The organism is Sphingomonas sp. MJ1 (PH-R8) (assembly GCF_048058635.1).
Taxonomy (GTDB): Bacteria; Pseudomonadota; Alphaproteobacteria; order Sphingomonadales; family Sphingomonadaceae; genus Sphingomonas.
Genome location: NZ_JBBEFX010000004.1, coordinates 73,231 through 91,690, shown reverse-complemented (window position 1 = coordinate 91,690; position 18,460 = coordinate 73,231). Strand labels below are relative to the sequence as shown.

Below are 18,460 nucleotides of genomic sequence, written 5' to 3'. Positions count from 1 at the left end.
CATCGCGGACCGTCGTGCCTAAACGATTGGCGGGCGCCGTGGAGTCGGTCTAGGGAAGCCACTATGTCGTGGCCCTCCCGCCGGCTCGTCCTGCTCGCTGCCGCCGGGTGCGTCGCCGCACTCGCGTCCGCAGGCGCGCGTGCGCAGCAGGCGCCCGCTACGCCGGTCCCCTCGGACGACCTGGGCTCGACCCTCGATCCAGCCTCGCCGCTGTCGCCGATGCCTGACATCGGCGTCGACTGGCCCGATCTGTCGCCGGACCCCGCAGAGGCGACCGCTGCGACGGACCAGACGGCCGACCTGGCAACGGTGGAGCGCCGCTACGGCTATCGTGTCCTTGGTATCGAGGGGATCGGCGGCGACTTGTTCCGCGAACGCTTCGACGAACTGTCGACGTTGCGGGCGAACGAGGCGCATGCCGCCAACGTGGCCCAGATCGATCGGCGTGCACGCGAGGATGCGGCGCTGCTCAACGACCTGCTGCGCAACGAAGGTTATTTCGACGCGCGGGTGACGACGACGACGGCAGCGGAGGAGGGCAAGCTGCTCGTCACGCTGCAGGTCGAGCCCGGGCCGATGTATCGCTTCCAGCAGGTGACGCTGCCGGGCGCCGAGGAGGCAGGCGCCAAGGCCCCGGCGCTCGCGACCGCGCTGGGTGTGAAGCCGCAGGACCCGGTCAACGGCGACGCGATCGAGGCGGGCGAGAAGCGGTTGCGCAGCGCCGTCGGGCGGGAGGGGTTTCCCTTCGCGCGGGTGCGGCCGCCGGTGGTGGTCGTGGATCATGCGACGCGCACCGCCACGCTGGAGATGCCGGTCACGCCCGGCGGGGAGCGGCGCTTCGGCCGCATCAGCACACCCGACGCGCGCGTGTTCGACGGCGAGCATGTGCAGGAGATCGCCCGCTTCGCTCCCGGCGATCCGTACGACGCGGCGGAAGTGGACGACCTGCGCCGCGCGATCATCCAGACCGGCCTGGTGTCTTCGGTCCGCGTGCGGGAGGTGGAGGGGCTTTCGCCAGGCTCCGTCGACCTCAACGTCTTGCTCGAACCGGCGCCGCCGCGAACCATCGCCGGCGAACTCGGCTATGGCACGGGGGAGGGCGCGCGCGCAGAAGCGAGCTGGACTCATCGCAACCTGTTCCCGCCAGAGGGGGCGCTGACGGTACGGGGCGTGCTCGGCACCCGCGAGCAGCTGGGTGCGCTCACATTCCGCCGCAACAACTTCCATGCGCGCGATCGGGTCCTCACGGGTCAGATCTCCGCCTCGCACGTGGAGCGCGACGCGTATGAGGCAGATACCTTTTCCGTCTCGGGCGCGCTGGAGCGGCAGACGAACATCTTCTTCCAGAAGACCTGGACGTGGTCGCTCGGTGCCGAGTTGGTCGCCACCGACGAACGCGACGTGATCGTCTCCACCGGCGAGCCGCGGCGGCAGACCTATTTCATCGCGGCTGCGCCGACCTCGATCAACTATGATGGGTCCGACGACCTGCTCAATCCGACCCGCGGCTTCCGATTGGGAGCGCGGGTGAGCCCGGAACTGTCGCTGTCGGGCAAGGCATTCGGCTATACCCGCGCGCAGATCGACGCCAGTGCCTACCAGCCGGTCCGCGACGGGGTGGTGGTGGCGGGGCGTGTGCGGCTGGGCTCGATCCTGGGTGCGCCGCGCGATGCGGTGGCGCCGTCCCGCCGCTTCTACGCGGGTGGCGGCGCGTCGGTGCGCGGCTATGGCTATCAAGACATCGGCCCGCGCGACCCGAACAACGACCCGATCGGCGGGCGCAGCCTCGCGGAATTTTCGCTGGAGGCACGCGTGCGCGCCTTCGGCAACTTCGGCGTGGTGCCGTTCCTCGACGGCGGCAACATCTACACCTCGACGCTGCCGGACTTCTCCGGCTTCCGCTACGGCGCGGGCCTGGGCGTCCGCTATTATTCCAGCTTCGGGCCGATCCGCATCGACGTGGGAACGCCGCTCAACCCTCAAAAGGGCGACGCGCGCGTCGCCGTCTACGTCTCTTTGGGGCAGGCATTTTGAGCGACGAGGAAACGCCCGAAGCGCCGGCCGTCGCCGTGCGTCGGCGCGGACGCTGGGCGCGGCGGATCGCGGGCGCGCTGCTGCTGGTGCTGGGCGCGATCGCGGCGCTCCTGCTGCTGCTCGACACCGGTCCCGGCCACCGGCTGATCGCAAACCGGGTGGCCGCGCTCCAGCCCAAGGACGGCATGCGCTACCGCATCGGCCGCATCGAGGGCTCGATCTACGGCCGGGCGCGGCTGATCGACGTGCGCGTCTATGATCCGAAGGGGCTGGTCTTCCGCGCGCCGGTCGCCAACCTCGACTGGAGCCCGTTCGCCTGGTTTTCGAACCGGCTCGACATCACCCGCCTGGTGGTCCCGCGCGGCGTCCTCGCGAAACTGCCGCAGCCGCGCCCGACCGGCCGCAAGGGTCCGATCCTGCCCGGGTTCGACATCCGTATCGGCGCCCTCCGCATCGATCGGCTAGAGGTGGGCCCTGCGGTCACAGGCGTGGCGCGCGTTGGCAAACTACAGGGTCGCGCTGACATCCGCTCCGGCCGCGCGCTGGTCGATCTCGCGGCGCGCATCGACGGCAGCGATCTGTTGCGCGTCCATCTGGATGCGGAGCCCGACCGCGATCGCTTCGAGGTCGCCACCCGCGCGATCGGCCGCCCCGACGGCGTGCTGGCCCGGCTCACGGGCATCCGGCGTCCGCTGACCTTACGCATCGACGGCGACGGTACGTGGACCCGCTGGCAAGGCAGCGCGCTCGGGATCGCCGGCGACACGCGGGTCCTCGATCTCACCCTCGGAAATCGTGCGGGCGCCTATACGCTCGGCGGTACGCTCGCCCCGGCATCGCTGCTCCACGGCAAGCTCCAGCGGCTGTCCGCACCACGCGTCCTCGTCAACGGCGCCGCGACGCTGGCCAATCGCCGGCTGGAGGGGCGGCTGGGGCTTCGCTCCCGCGCGCTTGCGCTGGAGGCGGAGGGTGGCCTCGACCTCGCACGCCGCGCCTATCGCGACCTGCGCCTCCACGCGCGGCTGCTCCAGCCGGCGGCGCTGTTCCCGAACATGTCGGGCCGCAACATCGAACTGCGCGCGATCCTGGAGGGGGAGTTCGCGACCGCCGCGTTCGACTATCGGCTCACGGCCGATCGCCTGGCGTTCGACGACACCGGCTTCGAGGGTGCTCGTGCCAGCGGCAAGGGACGGCTTTCGCCGGCGCCCTTGACGGTGCCGATCCGGGTGACCGCCCAGCGCGTGACCGGCGTCGGAGACGTCGCGGGCGGCATCCTTCGCAACCTGTCCGTCGACGGCGCGCTGAAGGTGACCGCGCGCACGCTGACGGGCACGAACCTCCGGCTGCGCTCGGACAAGCTCAACGCCACGATCATGCTGGTGCTGGATCTGCGGAACGGCCGCTATGAAGTCGGTCTCACCGGCGGGCTCCGGCGCTATCTGATCCCGGGGCTCGGCATCGTTGACGTCCAGTCGCGGCTGACGGTGGTGCCGGGTCCGAACGGGCGGGGAACGCGGATCGTCGGACGGGGTGCCGCGCAGATGGTGCGGCTGGACAATGGCTTCTTCCGCTCGCTCACCGAAGGCCTGCCCCGCATCACCACCGGGCTCGAGCGCGGCGCCGATGGCGTGCTCTACTTCCGCAACCTCGTGCTGACCTCGCCGGGGCTGACGCTCAGCGGCAACGGCTTGCGGCGGCGTGACGGCACCTTCCGCTTCGTGGGCCAGGGGCGCCAGCGGACCTATGGCCCCGTCTCGCTCGTGCTCGACGGGCGTATCGAGAAGCCGACGCTGGACCTGCGCTTCCAGCGGCCGAACGACACGCTCGGGCTCAGCGACGTGACCGCACACCTCGATCCGACGGCGGAGGGCTTTGCCTTCACCGCTGGGGGCGGCTCTCGTCTCGGCCCCTTCACGGGCGCCGGGCGCATCCTGCTCCCGCGCGGCCAGGACGCGAGCATCGCGGTCGATCGCCTCGACGTGAGCGGCACCCGCGCGAGCGGCGCGATCGCGATCGTCGAGGGCGGGTTCGACGGCCGGCTGGCATTCGGCGGTGGCGGCCTCTCGGGCGAAGTTCGCTTTATCCCTCAGGGTGGCATCCAGCGTATCGACATCACCGCGGATGCCCGCAACGCGCAATTGGGTGGGCAGGGACGCGTGCGCACCGGCCGGCTGGAAGCAAGCCTGCTGCTCGATCCAGAGGGGACGACGATAGACGCCACCCTCACGGCGCAAGGCCTCCGTCGGGGTGGGCTTTCGATCGCGCGGCTCGCTGCCAACGCCAAGCTGCGGGGCGGCGAGGGCGAGGTGCGAGCCTCCATCGCCGGTTCTCAGGGGCGCGCCTTTGCGATCCAGTCGGTCACCCAGGTAACCGCCGACGAGTATCGCGTGCAGGCCCAGGGCAGCCTCGACGGCCGCACGCTCCGGCTCGAGACGCCGGCGGTGATCCGGCGCGAGGCGGACGGCGGCTGGCGGATCGCGCCGACCCGCTTCACCTTTGCCGGCGGGGAGGCGCAGGCGTCCGGCCGCTTCGGCGGCGGCGACACGGAAGTCGCGCTGCAGCTCACCCGCATGCCGCTGACGGTGCTGGACATCGGCTATCCCGGGCTGGGCCTCAGCGGCAACGCCTCGGGCAAGCTCGATTATGCCCTGCGCGACGGCGTGCCGAGCGGGCGGGTCAACATGACGGTGCGCGGCCTGTCGCGCGCCAGCCTGGTGCTCGCGTCGCGGCCGATCGACATCGGCCTGGCCGCGGTGCTCGACTCCAACAAGATCGGCGCGCGTGCGCTGCTGGCCAGCGGCGGCAAGATCATCGGCCGTGCCCAGGCCCGGCTCGCGCCGCTGGGGAGCGGCGGCACGCTGGCCAGCCGCATCGCCAATGCGCCGCTCGCCGCGCAGCTCCGCTACGACGGCCCCGCCGATACGCTGTGGCGGGCTACGGGGATCGAGCTGTTCGACCTTTCCGGACCGCTCGCGATCGGCGCCGATGTCAGCGGCCGGCTGGCCGATCCGCAGATCCGCGGATCGCTTCGGGCCACCAACGCCCGGATCGAGAGCGGTGCCACGGGCACGGTCCTGACCCAGGTGAACGCGCAGGGCCGCTTCGGCGGATCGCGGCTGGTGATCGACCGCTTCTCCGCCAGCGACGGCCGCTCGGGGCAGGTGAGCGGCACCGGCACGTTCGATCTCGCGGCCGTGCGCGGCTTCGGCATCGACCTGGCGCTGGAGGCGCAGCGCGCCCGGCTGATCAACACGGACACGCTGGCCGCCACCGTCACCGGCCCGATCACCATCCGGTCGGACGGATCGGGCGGCACCATCGGCGGCGAAGTGCGCCTGAACGAGGGCCGCTATCAGCTCGGCAAGGCGTCTGCGAGCGCACCCCTGCCGCGCATCGCCATTCGCGAGATCAACCTGCCCGGGGGCGACGAGCAGGACGAGGTTCCCCGCCGCCCGTGGCGGTTGAACCTGCAGGCGCGCGCCAGCAAGGGGCTGATGGTATCCGGCCTCGGCCTCACCAGCGAGTGGTCTGCCGATCTTACCATCCGCGGCGAGCCCACCAACCCGTCGATCCGCGGTCGTGCCGACCTCGTCCAGGGCGATGTCGAGTTCGCGGGCCGCGAGTTCGAGCTGGAGCGCGGCAACATTCGCTTTGATGGGTCGGTGCCCGCGAACCCGGCGCTCGACATCTCCGCCGATGCGGACGCCGAGGGATTGAACGCCAACATCCGTGTGACGGGCACGGCGCTCAAGCCGGAGATCGACTTCACCAGCACGCCCGCGCTGCCGCAGGACGAACTGCTGTCGCGCCTGCTGTTCGGCACCTCCATCACCAACCTCTCGGCACCGGAGGCGCTGCAGCTCGCAGCCGCGGTGGCGGCGCTGCAGGATGGGGATACCGGGCTCAACCCGATCAATGCGGTGCGCCGCGCGACCGGCCTCGATCGCCTGCGCATCCTGCCGGCCGACCCGCAGACCGGGCAGGGCACGTCGGTCGCTGCGGGCAAGTATCTGACGCGGCGCTTCTATGCGGAGATCGTCACCGACGGGCAGGGCTATTCGGCGACCAACGTGGAGTTCCGCGTCACGCGCTGGCTCTCGCTGCTCTCCTCCATTTCCACCATCGGCCGCCAGAGCGCTAACCTTCGCGTTTCGCGGGATTATTGATCGGCACCTCCGGCGCGGTCGGGCGTTGAGCACAGCGGAAAACTGGTGCTGGGGGACCCGCGTTCGCATGACAACGCCGCAAATCCTGTCCGTCTGTGTGCTGACGGGCATGATGCTGCTCTTCATCTGGGGGAAGTTCCGCTACGATGTGACGGCGGTCATCGCCCTGCTCGCGGCGATCGGCTTGGGCCTGGTGAAGCAGGAGGACGCCTTCAGCGGCTTCTCCGACGACATCGTCGTGATCGTCGCCTCCGCGCTGGTCATCAGCGGCGCCGTGCAGCGTTCCGGGGTGATCGAACGAATGCTCCGGGTGGTGCAGAAATATGTGACCCGGCTGCCCTCGCAGCTCATGGTGCTATGCGCTTCGGTCGGGTTTGCCTCCGCGCTGGTGAAGAACATCGGTGCGCTCGCCATGTTGATGCCCGCCGCCTTTCAGATGGCGAAGCGCTCGAAGAGCTCGCCTTCCGCGCTGCTGATGCCCATGTCGTTCGCGTCGCTGCTGGGCGGCCTCATGACGCTTGTCGGCACCTCGCCGAACATCATCGTCAGCCGCGTGCGCGAGGACATGACGGGCACGCCGTTCCGCATGTTCGACTATCTGCCGGTGGGACTAGGCCTTACGCTCATGGGGCTAGTCTTTCTCCGCTTCGGCTACCGCCTGCTGCCGGGCGACCGTCGCGCCGCGCCGACGATGGGCGAGGCGCTGGACATCCAGGACTATGTGACCGAGGCCCGCGTCGCCGAGCGATCCGAGGCGGTGGGGGAGACCATCGCCGCCTTTGTTGCCCGCCATGGTCATGACGTCACCGTCACGCAGGTGCTGCGCGCCGGCATCCGCACGACGCCCTGGCGCGAGCTCGAGCTCCGCGCCGGCGACGTGCTGATCCTGGGCGGGGCTCCCGACACGCTCGAACAGGTCATCGCCGGCGACGGGCTGGAGCTGGAAGGGCACGACCGCGCCCAGCCGCAGGGCAGCGAGCACGACGAGGTCGGCGTGATCGAAGCCGTACTCGGCGCGGACTCGGTGCTCGTCGGCCAGACCGCGGGGCGCATGCTGCTCCAGGCGCGCTATGGCGTGAACCTGATCGCGATCTCCCGCCGGGGCGAGCGACTGACGCGGCGCCTTGCGAACACGGTGCTCTGCCCCGGGGACGTGGTGGTGCTGCAGGGGCCGCTCGGGCTTCTGCCGGAGCGGCTTCGCATGCTCGGTTGCCTGCCGCTTGCCGAACGCTCGCTGCGGCTGGGCAACGCGCGCAAGGGGCTGCTGCCGCTGGCCGTGCTGGGCGTGGCCATGGCCGCGACGGCGAGCGGGCTCGTCCCGGTGGCGGTCGCCTTCTTCGCGGCTGCGGCCATCGTGATCCTCACCGGATCGCTGCCGGTGCGGGACGCATATAGCCATATCGAATGGCCGATCCTGGTGATGCTCGGCGCGCTGATCCCGGTCAGCGACACGCTGCGCACCACGGGCATGAGCGACATCATCGGCGTCTGGCTCGCGCAAACGGCGGCGTCGCTTCCTGTCTGGGGTGCGGTGGGCCTGATTCTGGTCGCCGCGATGGCGGTGACGCCGTTCCTCAACAACGCGGCCACGGTGCTGGTGATGGCGCCGATCGCCGCCACGTTCGCAGGCGATCTGGGGTACCGGCCGGAGGCGTTCCTGATGGCGACGGCCGTGGGTGCGGGCTGCGACTTCCTCACCCCGATCGGGCACCAGTGCAACACGCTGGTGATGGGCCCCGGCGGCTACCGCTTCGGCGACTATGCGCGGCTGGGGGCACCGCTGTCGGTGCTCGTCCTGCTGCTGGGGACGCCCTTGATCCTGTGGGTATGGCCGGTGCACTGATCCGGCCTGGGAGGTGCGTCGAGCCGCGGCGCTAAGGGCCGGGCGCTCTGGGAAACGGCAGGACCCGGAATAGAGGCTGCCTGACGAAGTCGCTAGCCGCGCATCCGCCGTGCGATCAGGATCGCGACCAGCCCTGCGACGGCGGTGACGGTGCCGGTGAGCACCCAGTCATATTGGTCGATCATGAAGCTGGAGGCCGGCCAGCGGATGATGCCCACCCCCTGGCCGATCCAGAACAGCCCGACGATCGCCGCGACCGCGCCGGCGATCATCAGCAATCGTCGGGACACGCGCATCAGCGCTGGCCGATCTCGACATAGTCGCGCTGCGTCGGGCCCGTGTAGAGCTGACGCGGACGACCGATCTTCTGGGCCGGATCCGAGATCATCTCGTTCCACTGCGCAACCCAGCCGACGGTGCGGGCAAGGGCGAACAGCACGGTGAACATCTCGGTCGGGAAGCCGATCGCCGACAGGATCACGCCCGAATAGAAGTCCACGTTCGGGTAGAGCTTCTTGTCGATGAAATACTGGTCCTTGAGCGCGATCTGCTCGAGCTCGCGGGCGGTATCCAACACCGGATCGTTGATGCCCAGCTTGTCCAGCACCTCGGTCGCGGCCTTCGACAGCACCTTCGCGCGCGGGTCGAAGTTCTTGTAGACGCGGTGGCCGAAGCCCATCAGGCGGAACGGATCGTCCTTGTTCTTTGCCCGCGCGATGTACTCGGGGATGCGATCCGGGGTGCCGATCTCGCGCAGCATGTTAAGCGCCGCCTCGTTGGCGCCGCCATGTGCCGGGCCCCACAGGCAGGCGATGCCGGCCGCGATGCACGCGAACGGGTTGGCGCCCGACGAACCGGCCAGACGAACGGTCGAGGTGGACGCGTTCTGCTCGTGATCGGCGTGGAGGATGAAGATCTTGTCCATCGCCGATTCGATGACCGGATCGACCTCATATTCCTCGGCCGGCACGCCGAAGGTCATGCGCAGGAAGTTGCCCGTGTAGGACAGCTTGTTGTCCGGATAGAGGAACGGCTGGCCCACCGAGTACTTGTACGCCATCGCCGCGATCGTCGGCATCTTGGCGATCAGGCGGTGGCTGGCGATCTGCCGCTGCACCGGGTCCGTGATGTCGGTCGAGTCGTGGTAGAAGGCGGAAAGCGCGCCGACGACGCCGCACAGGATCGCCATCGGGTGGGCATCGCGACGGAAGCCGCGATAGAAGTTCGCCAGCTGCTCATGCACCATGGTGTGGCGCGTGATGGTGTTGGTGAACTTGTCGAGCTCGCCCTGGTTCGGCAGCTCGCCGTTCAGCAGCAGGTAGCTGACTTCCATGAAGCTCGACTTTTCGGCGAGCTGGTCGATCGGGTAGCCGCGGTGCAGCAGCACGCCCTGGTCACCATCGATGTAGGTCAGGCCCGACTCGCAGCTCGCGGTCGAGGTGAAGCCGGGATCGTAGGTGAAGGCGCCGGTCTGCGCATAGAGCTTGCGGATGTCGATGACGTCCGGTCCGACCGTGCCCGAGAGCACCGGATAGTCACCGTCCTTGCCCGCTACCTGCAACTTGGCGGTCTCGCTCATCGGGTGTCGTCCTTTCGTTCAGTGGTTGGCCGGAACGGCCATCTGGTCGGCGATGCGGCCGAGGCTTTCCTCGCGGCCGAGCAGTTCGAGAACGTCGAAGATGCCCGGCGAGGTGCGGCGACCGGTCAGTGCGGCGCGAAGCGGTTGCGCAACGGCACCCAGCTTCACTCCGGCTGCGTCCGCCACGCTGCGTACCGCATGTTCTGTCGTCTCCGTATCCCACCGCTCGACCGCGTCAAGCGCCGTGTGCAGCTGCGAAAGCAGCGCGGGCGCATCGCCGGCCAACAGGGGCGCCGCCGACTCCTCGATCGGCAGCGGGCGAGTGGCGAACAGGAAGGCGGTGTTGTCTGCGAGTTCGTTGAGATCGGCCGCGCGCGGCTTCAGCGCCGGCATGGCGCGGCGCAGCAGATCGAGCCCCGCTGCGTCCGGAGCCTGCGGCAGGCGCGCCGCGACGAGATCGGCGAGTCGGGCGTCGTCCGCCTCGCGAATATAGTGGCCGTTGACGTGCGCGAGCTTCTTGAGATCGAAGCGCGCGGGCGAGCGGCCGACGCCGGCGAGATCGAACACCTCCACCGCGCGATCGCGGCTGATGATCTCCTCGTCGCCATGGCCCCAGCCCAAGCGCAGCAGATAGTTGTTGAGCGCTTCGGGCAGGATGCCGAGTTCATCGCGATACGCGTCGACACCCAGCGCGCCGTGGCGCTTGGAAAGCTTGGCGCCGTCCGCCCCGTGGATCAGCGGGACGTGCGCATAGACCGGGTCCGGCCAGCCACCCTCGACGGCGTCCATCGCGCGGATCAGCGCCAGCTGCCGGAACGCGTTGTTGAGATGGTCGTCGCCGCGGATCACATGGGTGACGCCCATGTCATGGTCGTCGACCACCACCGCCAGCATGTAGGTGGGGGTGCCGTCGGAGCGCAGCAGCACGAAGTCGTCGAGCTCGGCATTGGCGACGGTGACGTCGCCCTGCACCCGGTCCGGGATCGTGACCGCGCCGTCCTTCGGCGCCTTCAGCCGCACCACATAGGGCGCGCCTTCCGGTGCGGTGGCGGGATCGCAGTCGCGCCAGCGGCCGTCGTAGCGGATCGGCTTGCCCTCGGCCCGCTGCTGCTCGCGCAGCGCCGTCAGTTCCTCGGCGGTGGCATAGCATTTGTACGCATGGCCGGCGGCGAGCAGCTGGTGCGCGACTTCGGCATGGCGATCGGCGCGGGAGAACTGGAACACGGCGTCGCCGTCCCAGTCGAGGCCCAGCCAGCGCATGCCGTCCAGGATCGCCTCGATCGCCGGCTCGGTCGAACGGGCGCGGTCGGTATCCTCGATGCGGAGCAGGAACTTGCCGCCATGGTGGCGGGCATAGAGCCAGTTGAACAATGCGGTGCGCGCGCCGCCGATGTGCAGGAACCCCGTGGGGGAGGGGGCGAAGCGCGTGACGACTGCGCCTTCAGGCGAGGTTCCGGTATCCATACTTGCGCGCAACTGCGCCTGCTCCCAAGCTCGAACAATCATGGCCACATCAGCCGCGCCCGCCCCTAGCACGGCCCCTCCGAGGCTTCAAATCAACCGGCGGGTGTATTTTTTGCATGTGGTCGAGCGGTGGCTTGAAGCCGAGCGGGACCAGTTGCCGCTGTGGATCCCCGTGGCACTCGGCACGGGCATCGCCGCCTGGTTCGTGCTGCCCAACGTTTCCTCCTGGATGGCGTTCCTCCTCTGTGCGCTCGGCGTCGGTGCGTCAGGCATGGTCTTTCCCACCGCCGGGCGGCTCGGCCGGATCGTGGCGGGTGCCGGGCTGCTTGCGGCGCTCGGCTGCGCGCTGGTGTGGTGGCGTGCCGAGCGCGTCGCGGCGCCGGTGCTGGCGCGGCCCGGCGTCTTCGCCCTCACCGCGCGCGTGGAGCGGGTGGAGCCCCTGCCTGCGCGCGAGCTGGTGCGGCTCCGGCTCGCGCCGGTCGACATGCCCACGCTGCCGCCGATCGTGCGAGTCAACGTGCCGCAGGAAGCACTTCCGGTCGGCGCAGGACCCGGTGCCGTCCTGCGGTTGCGCGCGCGACTCGTGCCCCCGCCGCCGCCTGCCGTACCCGGCGCCTATGACTTCACCCGCGTGGCGTGGTTCGACCGCGTCGGTGCGACGGGCCGCGGCTTCGCGCCAATCGAGGTGGTGACGCCGGCGGTCACCCCCGGCGCCGGGCTGCGCAACCGCCTGGCCGCCCACATCCAGCAGCAGGTGCCCGGCAGCGAGGGCGGAGTCGCGGCCGCGCTGGTGACCGGAGACCGCGGGGCGATTGGCGAGGATGCGGACGAGGCGATGCGCCGCGCGGGCCTGGCCCACCTCCTGTCGATCAGCGGCCTCCACGTCACGGCTGTGGTGGGCGCGACCATGCTGTTGCTGCTCCGCCTGCTGGCGCTGGTGCCGGCGCTCGCCCTGCGGGTGCGCCTGCCGCTGGTGGCGGCGTCCGGCGCCGCACTGGCAGCGATCGGCTATACCTGGCTGTCCGGGGCCGAGGTGCCGACCATCCGCTCCTGCGTCGCCGCGCTGCTGGTGCTGGCGGCGCTGGCGATGGGCCGGGAGGCGATCACCCTGCGGCTGGTCGCGACCGGGGCTTTCCTGGTGCTGTTGCTGCTTCCGGAGTCGCTTGCCGGTCCCAGCTTCCAGCTGAGCTTTGCCGCCGTCACCGCGATCGTCGCGCTCCACGAACACCCGCGAGTCCGCCGCTGGTTCCAGGCGCGCGACGAGGGGCTGCCGCGCCGGCTACTGCGCGGGCTCGGCTCGCTGCTGCTGACCGGCATCGCGGTGGAGGCGGTGCTGATGCCGATCGGCCTGTTCCACTTCCACAAGGCCGGGCTTTACGGGGCGCTTGCCAACATCGTCGCGATCCCGCTCACCACCTTTGTCGTCATGCCGGCGGAGGCGCTGGCACTGCTGCTCGATCTCCTCGGCCTGGGAGCGCCGGTCTGGTGGGTGGTAGAGCGCGCCCTGTCGCTGCTGCTCTGGATCGCGCAGACGGTCGCAGCCGCGCCAGGCTCCGTCGCGGCGCTGCCGTCGATGCCGGGCGGAGCGTTCGGGCTGATGGTCGCAGGCGGGCTGTGGCTGGCGCTATGGCGCACGCGCGCGCGGCTGCTGGGGCTGGCGCCGTTCGTGGCCGGGGCGCTGTGGGCGCTCGCGACGCCCGCGCCGGACCTGCTCGTCACCAGCGACGGCCGGCACCTCGCCATCCGCACGCCCCAGGGAGGCATGGCGATCCTCCGCGACCGGGCAGGCGACTACGTGCGGGACACCTTGGGGGAGGGGGGCGGTGTAGAGGGCGAACTGCCCCCGCTCGCCGAGCAGCCTAACGCCCGCTGCACCGCCGACGTCTGCGTCGTCGATGTTGCCGCTCGCGACCGCATCTGGCGCGTCGTCGCCACCCGTAGCGGCTACTTGCTTCCGGTGGGCGACCTGATCGCCGCATGCCGCGACGCCGACATCGTCGTGAGCGAACGCCGTCTCCCGCGCGGCTGCACGCCCCGGTGGCTGCGGCTAGACCGACCGGTGCTCGCGCAAACGGGCGGCATCGCCATCCGCTTCGATCCGCCCGAGGCGCGCCGGGCCCGCGCGCCCGGGGATCAGCACCCGTGGATCACCCCGCCGACGACGGCGCCCGTGGCGGATCGCTGGCCGCGGCGCAGAAGGAGCGGCCGGGACCACCCGTCTCCCTGACGCCGCACCGCGCCAGCTATCCACCTCCGCCTCGTCATTCTGACAAAGGCCGGGGTTGCTAGCCTCTCCCACGGCACCCGCCACGCATGCTCCTGCGGAGGCAGAAGCCCAGGTTGGGGTGCTGCACGTCGTTGTCCTGCTTGGACCCGGACCGCCGCCTACGCAGGGACTCGGCGTATCCGTACCTCTGCTCCGATGGCGAGGGTCCCGCCTCCGCGGGGCAGGATGATGTGCGCCGGGCGACCTGCTTCGCGGAGCCAACTCCCACGAGCCGCACGCTATGGCTCTTTGCAGAGCCATCACCCCTTCGCCCGAACGCGCAATGAAGACGGACCCGAGCCGGCCGCGACGCGTCAATGGCCGCAACCCGGTCACAGGGGAATTCGAGCGTCCGCCTCAGTAGCGGCGCAGCAGCCCGGCAAGCTTCCCCTGCACCCGCACCTGATCCGGGCGATAGCGCTGCGGATCATAGCTGCGGTTCGCCGGGTCGAGGCGGATCATCGCGCCTTCGCGACGAAAGTACTTCAGCGTCGCCTCGTTCTCGTCGATCAGCGCAACCACGATCTCGCCATCCCGCGCCGCATCGGTGCGGCGGACCAAGGCATAGTCGCCGTCGAGGATGCCCGCCTCGACCATCGAGTCCCCCGCGACCTCCAGCGCATAATGCTCGCCCGAGCCGAGCAGCGCGGCCGGCACCGGCAGCATCTGCTGGCCTTCCATCGCCTCGATCGGGACGCCGGCGGCGATGCGGCCGTGCAGCGGGATCTCGATAACGTCGTTGGCGGGAGCGGGCGGGGCGACTGGCGCGCTCCGGGCGGGCGCCGACTTGGCCGGCGCCTTCTTGGCCGTTTCCGGCCGGTCCGGCATCCGCAGCACTTCCAGCGCGCGGGCGCGGTTCGGCAGGCGGCGGATGAACTGGCGTTCCTCCAGCGCGCTGATCAGGCGATGCACGCCCGACTTCGACTTGAGGTCGAGCGCTTCCTTCATCTCCTCGAACGAGGGGGATACGCCGGTTTCCTTCAACCGGTCGTCGATGAAGCAGATCAGCTCGTGCTGCTTGCGCGTGAGCATGCGGTCCTCCGTCGGAACAGATATGGAACCTTTAGGAAACGGAGCCGCCCCCTGTCAACCGATATCCAGGATTTCCACCGAGTCGCCCGCGTTTGCCGCGGCCGCATGGGGAGGACGCACGATCAGGCAGTCTGCCCGGGCGAGCGTGCGCAGCATGGAACTGTCCTGCGTAGGGGCGGGGAAGGCAACCCCGTCGCGCAGCTGAGCGCGCAGGTGATCGGCCCTCCGGTCGTTCGCGGCCAGCGGCGCGCCGAGCGGCACCACGCGCCGCCGCGACAGCGGATCGGCCGCGCCCGCGAGCGTGCGCACCAGCGGCAGCAGGAACAGCGTTGCCGTCACGAATGCGGAGACCGGGTTGCCCGGCAACCCCAGCACGACGGCGTTGCGGAGCCTGCCCGCCATCATCGGCTTGCCCGGCCGCATCGCGATGCGCCAGAAGTCGATCCGCGCGCCGGCCGCCTCCAGCGCCGGCCGCACCAGATCGTGGTCGCCGACGGAGGCGCCCCCCGTCGTCACCAGCACATCGGCATCCACCCCGGCGAAGGTGGCAGTGAGTGCGGAGAGGTCGTCCGGCAGGATGCCCAGGTCGATCCGTTCGACGGGCAACCTCCCGAGCAGACCCGCCAGCAGCACGCCGTTGGACTCCGGGAGCCCGGCGTCGGGAGGTGAACCCGGTGGCACGAGTTCGTCCCCCGTGGCCGCGATCGCCACCCGCACCTGGCGCCGGACGGGAACCATGCCGTGTCCGCCGACGGCCAGCAGCGCTGCCGCAGCCGGCGTGATCGCCGCGCCCGCCGACAGCAGCCGCTCGCCTGCGCTGAAATCCAGCCCGGCCGCGCGCACGCTGCTGCCGCGCCGCGGTGGTCCTTCGCCCGCCAGCATCAGACGGCTGCCCTCGCGCGCTGCCTCTTCCTGCACCAGCACGGTGTCGGCGCCCTCGGGCAACGCGGCCCCCGTGAAGATGCGCGCCGCCTGGCCTGCTCCCACCAGGCCGCCGAACGGACGCCCGGCCGCGGACTCGCCGATGACCTCCCACGGCCCCGGCAGGTCGTCGAAGCGGATCGCGTAGCCGTCCATCGACGACAGCGCGCGCTCGGGCTGGGTGCGCAGCGCCGGCAGATCGTCGGCTGCCCAGCGGCCGATGGCGTCGCGGATTGGCACGGTCTCGACCGCGACCGGCGCGGCCAGACCCAATACCCGCGCCTGCGCCTCGTCGAGCGGCAGCAGGCTCACGCCTGCCAGTCTCCGGACTTGCCGCCCGATTTGGCGAGCAGGCGCACGCCGTCAATCACCATGCCGCGGTCGAGCGCCTTGGCCATGTCATAGACGGTGAGCAGCGCGACCGATACGGCGGTCAGCGCCTCCATCTCCACGCCGGTCTTGCCGTCCGTCGCGCAGGTCGCGGTCGCAGCGATGCCGTCCGCCTCGATCGTCAGGTCCAGCACCACGCGGGTGAGGGGCAGTGGATGGCACAGCGGCACCAGGTCGCTGGTGCGCTTGGCGGCCATGATCCCGGCGACCCGCGCCACCGCAAGCACGTCGCCCTTCTTCACCAGCCCGTCGCGGATCGCTGCCAGCGCCTCGTCCGACATGGTGATCCGGCCGGTGGCGGTCGCCTGCCGCGCCGTCACGGCCTTGTTGCCCACGTCCACCATGCGGGCATGGCCTTCCGCGTCGAGGTGGGTGAGGCCGCTCATCGGGTCAGGGCGCGGGTCGCCGCCTCGACGTCGTCCTGCCGCATCAGCGCCTCGCCGATCAGGAAGCAGTGGATGCCGTGCTCCGCCATCGCGTCCAGGTCGGCGCGGCCCGTCAGCCCGCTTTCGGCCACGAAGGTGCAGCCCTCCGGCGCGTGCGCGACCAGCTCATAGGTGCGATCGAAGTTCACGGTGAAGTCGCGCAGGTCGCGGTTGTTGACCCCGATCAGCCGCGTCTTGAGCTTGAGCGCGCGCTCCAGCTCCGGATAGTCATGGACCTCCACCAGCACGTCGAGGCCGCGCTCCAGCGCCGCCGCCTCGATCTCGGCCATCTGCCGGTCTTCCAGCGCCGCCACGATCAGCAGGATCGCGTCCGCGCCCAGCGCCCGCGTCTCCGCCGCCTGCCAGGGATCGATGACGAAGTCCTTGCGCAGCACCGGCAGGTCGCAGGCCGCGCGCGCGGCGACCAGATAGTCGTCGGATCCCTGGAAATATTCCTCGTCCGTCAGCACCGACAGGCAGGCCGCACCGCCCGCCTGATAGGCGCGCGCATGGGCCGGCGGGTCGAAGTCGGCGCGGATCAGCCCCTTGGACGGGCTCGCCTTCTTGATCTCGGCGATGATCGCATGCCCCTGCTTGGCGTCGAGCGCGGCGCGAAAGCCCCGCGGCGGCGTCTGCATGCCCGCCCGGCGGTCGAGCTCCTGCACCCCTGCCATGCTCTTGCGGGCGGCGACCTCGGTGCGCTTGGTCTCGAGGATCTTCGAAAGCATCGTGCTCATGCGTAGGCAATCCATGCGTCCAGAAGGCGCCGGGCGGCACCGGAATCGATCGTGTTGGCGGCAAGCACCGCGCCTTCGGCAAGGTCGCTCACCTTGTCCGCGATGACCAGGGCGGCGGCCGCGTTCAGCAGCACCGCGTCCCGGTAAGCGCTTTCCTCGCCTGCCAGCAGCCGGCGCAACGCGAGCGCATTGTGCGCGGGGTCGCCGCCGCGCAGCGCATCGAGCGGGCTCGCCGGCAGGCCGGCGTCCGCGGGCGTGATGCGGTCGGGCAGGGCGACCGAACCGATGCGCACCACGCGGGTGGGGCCGGCGATCGAGATCTCGTCCAGCTCCTCCTCGCCCGCGATCACCGCGGCGGCCGTGGCGCCCAGGCTTTCCAGCGCCTCCGCATACAGGGGCGCATAGTCGGGACGTGCGATGCCGATCAGCTGGCGCTCGACATGCGCAGGATTGGCGAGCGGACCCATCAGGTTGAAGACGGTGCGCCGGCCGATCTTCTGGCGCAGCGGCTGGATGCGTCGCATCGCTGGATGGTGGTTGCCCGCGAACAGGAAGGCGATGCCGATATCCGCCAGTGTCTGCTCGGCCATCGCCCCGGCGCGCATCATGTCCAGGCCGAGCGCTTCGAGCGTGTCCGCGGCCCCTGCCTTGCTGGATGCAGCCCGGTTGCCGTGCTTGGCCACTGGCACGCCGGTTGCCGCCACCACCAGGCTGACGGCGGTGGAGACGTTCAGGGTATGGTGCCCGTCGCCGCCGGTGCCGCAGACGTCGATCGCCCCTCGCGGCGCGTCGATCGGCACCATGCGCTGGCGCATCGCGCGCGCGGCCTCGGCGATTTCGATGCTGGTTTCGCCGCGCTCGGTGAGCCCCACCAGGAAGGCGATGATCGCCTCTTCCGACGCCTTTCCGTCGAGGATCGCGCCGAACGCCTCGGCCGCGCTCTCGTGCGACAGCGGCGTCTCCGTCGACGGCAGCAGGACGGTGGTCGTCATGCCGCGCGCTGCTTCGGCGAGATGCCGGTGCTCTTCAGCCAATTCGCGAGCATCGCATGGCCATGTTCGGTGGCGATGCTCTCCGGGTGGAACTGAACGCCGTGGATCGGCAGGCTCACATGGCGCACGCCCATGACGCTGGCATCGCCGGCGGTGCAATTGACCACCAGCGACTCCGGCACCTCCGTCACGATCAGCGAGTGGTAGCGGGTGGCGGTGAAGGGGCTGGGGAGCCCCTCGAACAATCCGGTGCCGTCATGCTCGACCGGACAGGTCTTGCCGTGCATCAGCCCGCCGCGCACCACCTTGCCGCCGAAATGCTGGCCGATCGCTTGGTGGCCCAGGCACACGCCCAACAGCGGCCGCCCGGCCTCCGCACAGGCGGCGACGAGGTCGAGCGAGACACCCGCCTCGTTCGGCGTGCACGGGCCCGGCGAGATGAGGAAGCCGGCGGCATTGCTCGCCAGCGCCTCTTGGGCGGTCAGCGCGTCGTTGCGCACGACCTTCACCGGCGCACCCAGCTCCATCAGGTAATGGACCAGGTTCCAGGTGAAGCTGTCGTAATTGTCGATGACAAGGATCATGGCTTTGCCATAGCGCCGCCGCAGTCT

At 70.4% G+C, this 18,460-nt stretch carries 13 protein-coding genes; 4 read left to right on the top strand and 9 right to left on the bottom strand.

Annotated elements, in window-relative coordinates; genetic code table 11:
- Positions 1 to 63 precede the first annotated feature (63 nt).
- The 3 genes from VPH46_RS04955 (at position 64) to VPH46_RS04945 (ending at position 8,043) form a co-directional block, all read left to right on the top strand.
- Positions 64 to 2,034, top strand: a complete 1,971-nt coding sequence (locus VPH46_RS04955; RefSeq protein WP_416609412.1) for an autotransporter assembly complex protein TamA — start codon at positions 64 to 66, stop codon at positions 2,032 to 2,034.
- Positions 2,031 to 6,200, top strand: coding sequence for a translocation/assembly module TamB domain-containing protein (locus tag VPH46_RS04950; protein WP_416609410.1), 4,170 nt, complete (start codon positions 2,031 to 2,033; stop codon positions 6,198 to 6,200). Before VPH46_RS04955 ends, VPH46_RS04950 begins: the two co-directional genes overlap by 4 nt.
- A 67-nt stretch (positions 6,201 to 6,267) precedes the next feature.
- Positions 6,268 to 8,043, top strand: coding sequence for an SLC13 family permease (locus tag VPH46_RS04945; RefSeq protein WP_416609408.1), 1,776 nt, complete (start codon positions 6,268 to 6,270; stop codon positions 8,041 to 8,043).
- A gap of 92 nt (positions 8,044 to 8,135) precedes the next feature.
- Here VPH46_RS04945 and VPH46_RS04940 read toward each other — a convergent pair whose 3' ends face one another.
- From VPH46_RS04940 to gltX, 3 genes are read right to left on the bottom strand one after another with little or no spacing between them, the layout of a single operon-like run.
- Positions 8,136 to 8,339, bottom strand: coding sequence for a hypothetical protein (locus VPH46_RS04940; protein ID WP_125960531.1), 204 nt, complete (start codon positions 8,337 to 8,339; stop codon positions 8,136 to 8,138).
- The gene (locus tag VPH46_RS04935) at positions 8,339 to 9,622 is read right to left on the bottom strand and encodes a citrate synthase (protein ID WP_132882783.1); all 1,284 of its coding nucleotides are present in this window, start codon (positions 9,620 to 9,622) and stop codon (positions 8,339 to 8,341) included. The genes VPH46_RS04940 and VPH46_RS04935 overlap by 1 nt, the downstream gene beginning before the upstream one ends.
- An 18-nt stretch (positions 9,623 to 9,640) precedes the next feature.
- Complete coding sequence (gltX, locus tag VPH46_RS04930; RefSeq protein WP_416609405.1) at positions 9,641 to 11,086, bottom strand: glutamate--tRNA ligase; 1,446 nt, start codon at positions 11,084 to 11,086, stop codon at positions 9,641 to 9,643.
- A 40-nt stretch (positions 11,087 to 11,126) separates the two neighbouring features.
- Between gltX and VPH46_RS04925 the strand changes: the two genes are divergently transcribed.
- Positions 11,127 to 13,313, top strand: a complete 2,187-nt coding sequence (locus VPH46_RS04925) for a ComEC/Rec2 family competence protein (protein ID WP_416609404.1) — start codon at positions 11,127 to 11,129, stop codon at positions 13,311 to 13,313.
- Between the two features lie 396 nt (positions 13,314 to 13,709).
- Here VPH46_RS04925 and lexA read toward each other — a convergent pair whose 3' ends face one another.
- The 6 genes from lexA to VPH46_RS04895 are packed head-to-tail and all read right to left on the bottom strand — an operon-like array spanning position 13,710 to position 18,433.
- Positions 13,710 to 14,384: a transcriptional repressor LexA gene (lexA, locus tag VPH46_RS04920; RefSeq protein ID WP_416609402.1), complete on the bottom strand. Its 675-nt coding sequence runs from the start codon at positions 14,382 to 14,384 to the stop codon at positions 13,710 to 13,712.
- Between the two features lie 54 nt (positions 14,385 to 14,438).
- Positions 14,439 to 15,617: a molybdopterin molybdotransferase MoeA gene (locus VPH46_RS04915; RefSeq protein ID WP_416609400.1), complete on the bottom strand. Its 1,179-nt coding sequence runs from the start codon at positions 15,615 to 15,617 to the stop codon at positions 14,439 to 14,441.
- Positions 15,614 to 16,081 carry a cyclic pyranopterin monophosphate synthase MoaC gene (gene moaC / locus VPH46_RS04910; RefSeq protein ID WP_416609398.1) on the bottom strand — a complete coding sequence of 156 codons (468 nt, stop codon included), beginning with the start codon at positions 16,079 to 16,081 and terminating at the stop codon, positions 15,614 to 15,616. The genes VPH46_RS04915 and moaC overlap by 4 nt, the downstream gene beginning before the upstream one ends.
- On the bottom strand, positions 16,078 to 16,857 hold the full coding sequence (trpC, locus tag VPH46_RS04905) for an indole-3-glycerol phosphate synthase TrpC (RefSeq protein WP_416609396.1): 780 nt from the start codon (positions 16,855 to 16,857) through the stop codon (positions 16,078 to 16,080). Before trpC ends, moaC begins: the two co-directional genes overlap by 4 nt.
- A complete protein-coding gene (gene trpD, locus VPH46_RS04900) occupies positions 16,854 to 17,849 on the bottom strand; it encodes an anthranilate phosphoribosyltransferase (RefSeq protein ID WP_416609394.1) in 996 nt (331 codons plus the stop codon). The genes trpC and trpD overlap by 4 nt, the downstream gene beginning before the upstream one ends.
- The gene (locus VPH46_RS04895) at positions 17,846 to 18,433 is read right to left on the bottom strand and encodes an anthranilate synthase component II (RefSeq protein ID WP_125960522.1); all 588 of its coding nucleotides are present in this window, start codon (positions 18,431 to 18,433) and stop codon (positions 17,846 to 17,848) included. The genes trpD and VPH46_RS04895 overlap by 4 nt, the downstream gene beginning before the upstream one ends.
- Positions 18,434 to 18,460: the final 27 nt, after the last annotated feature.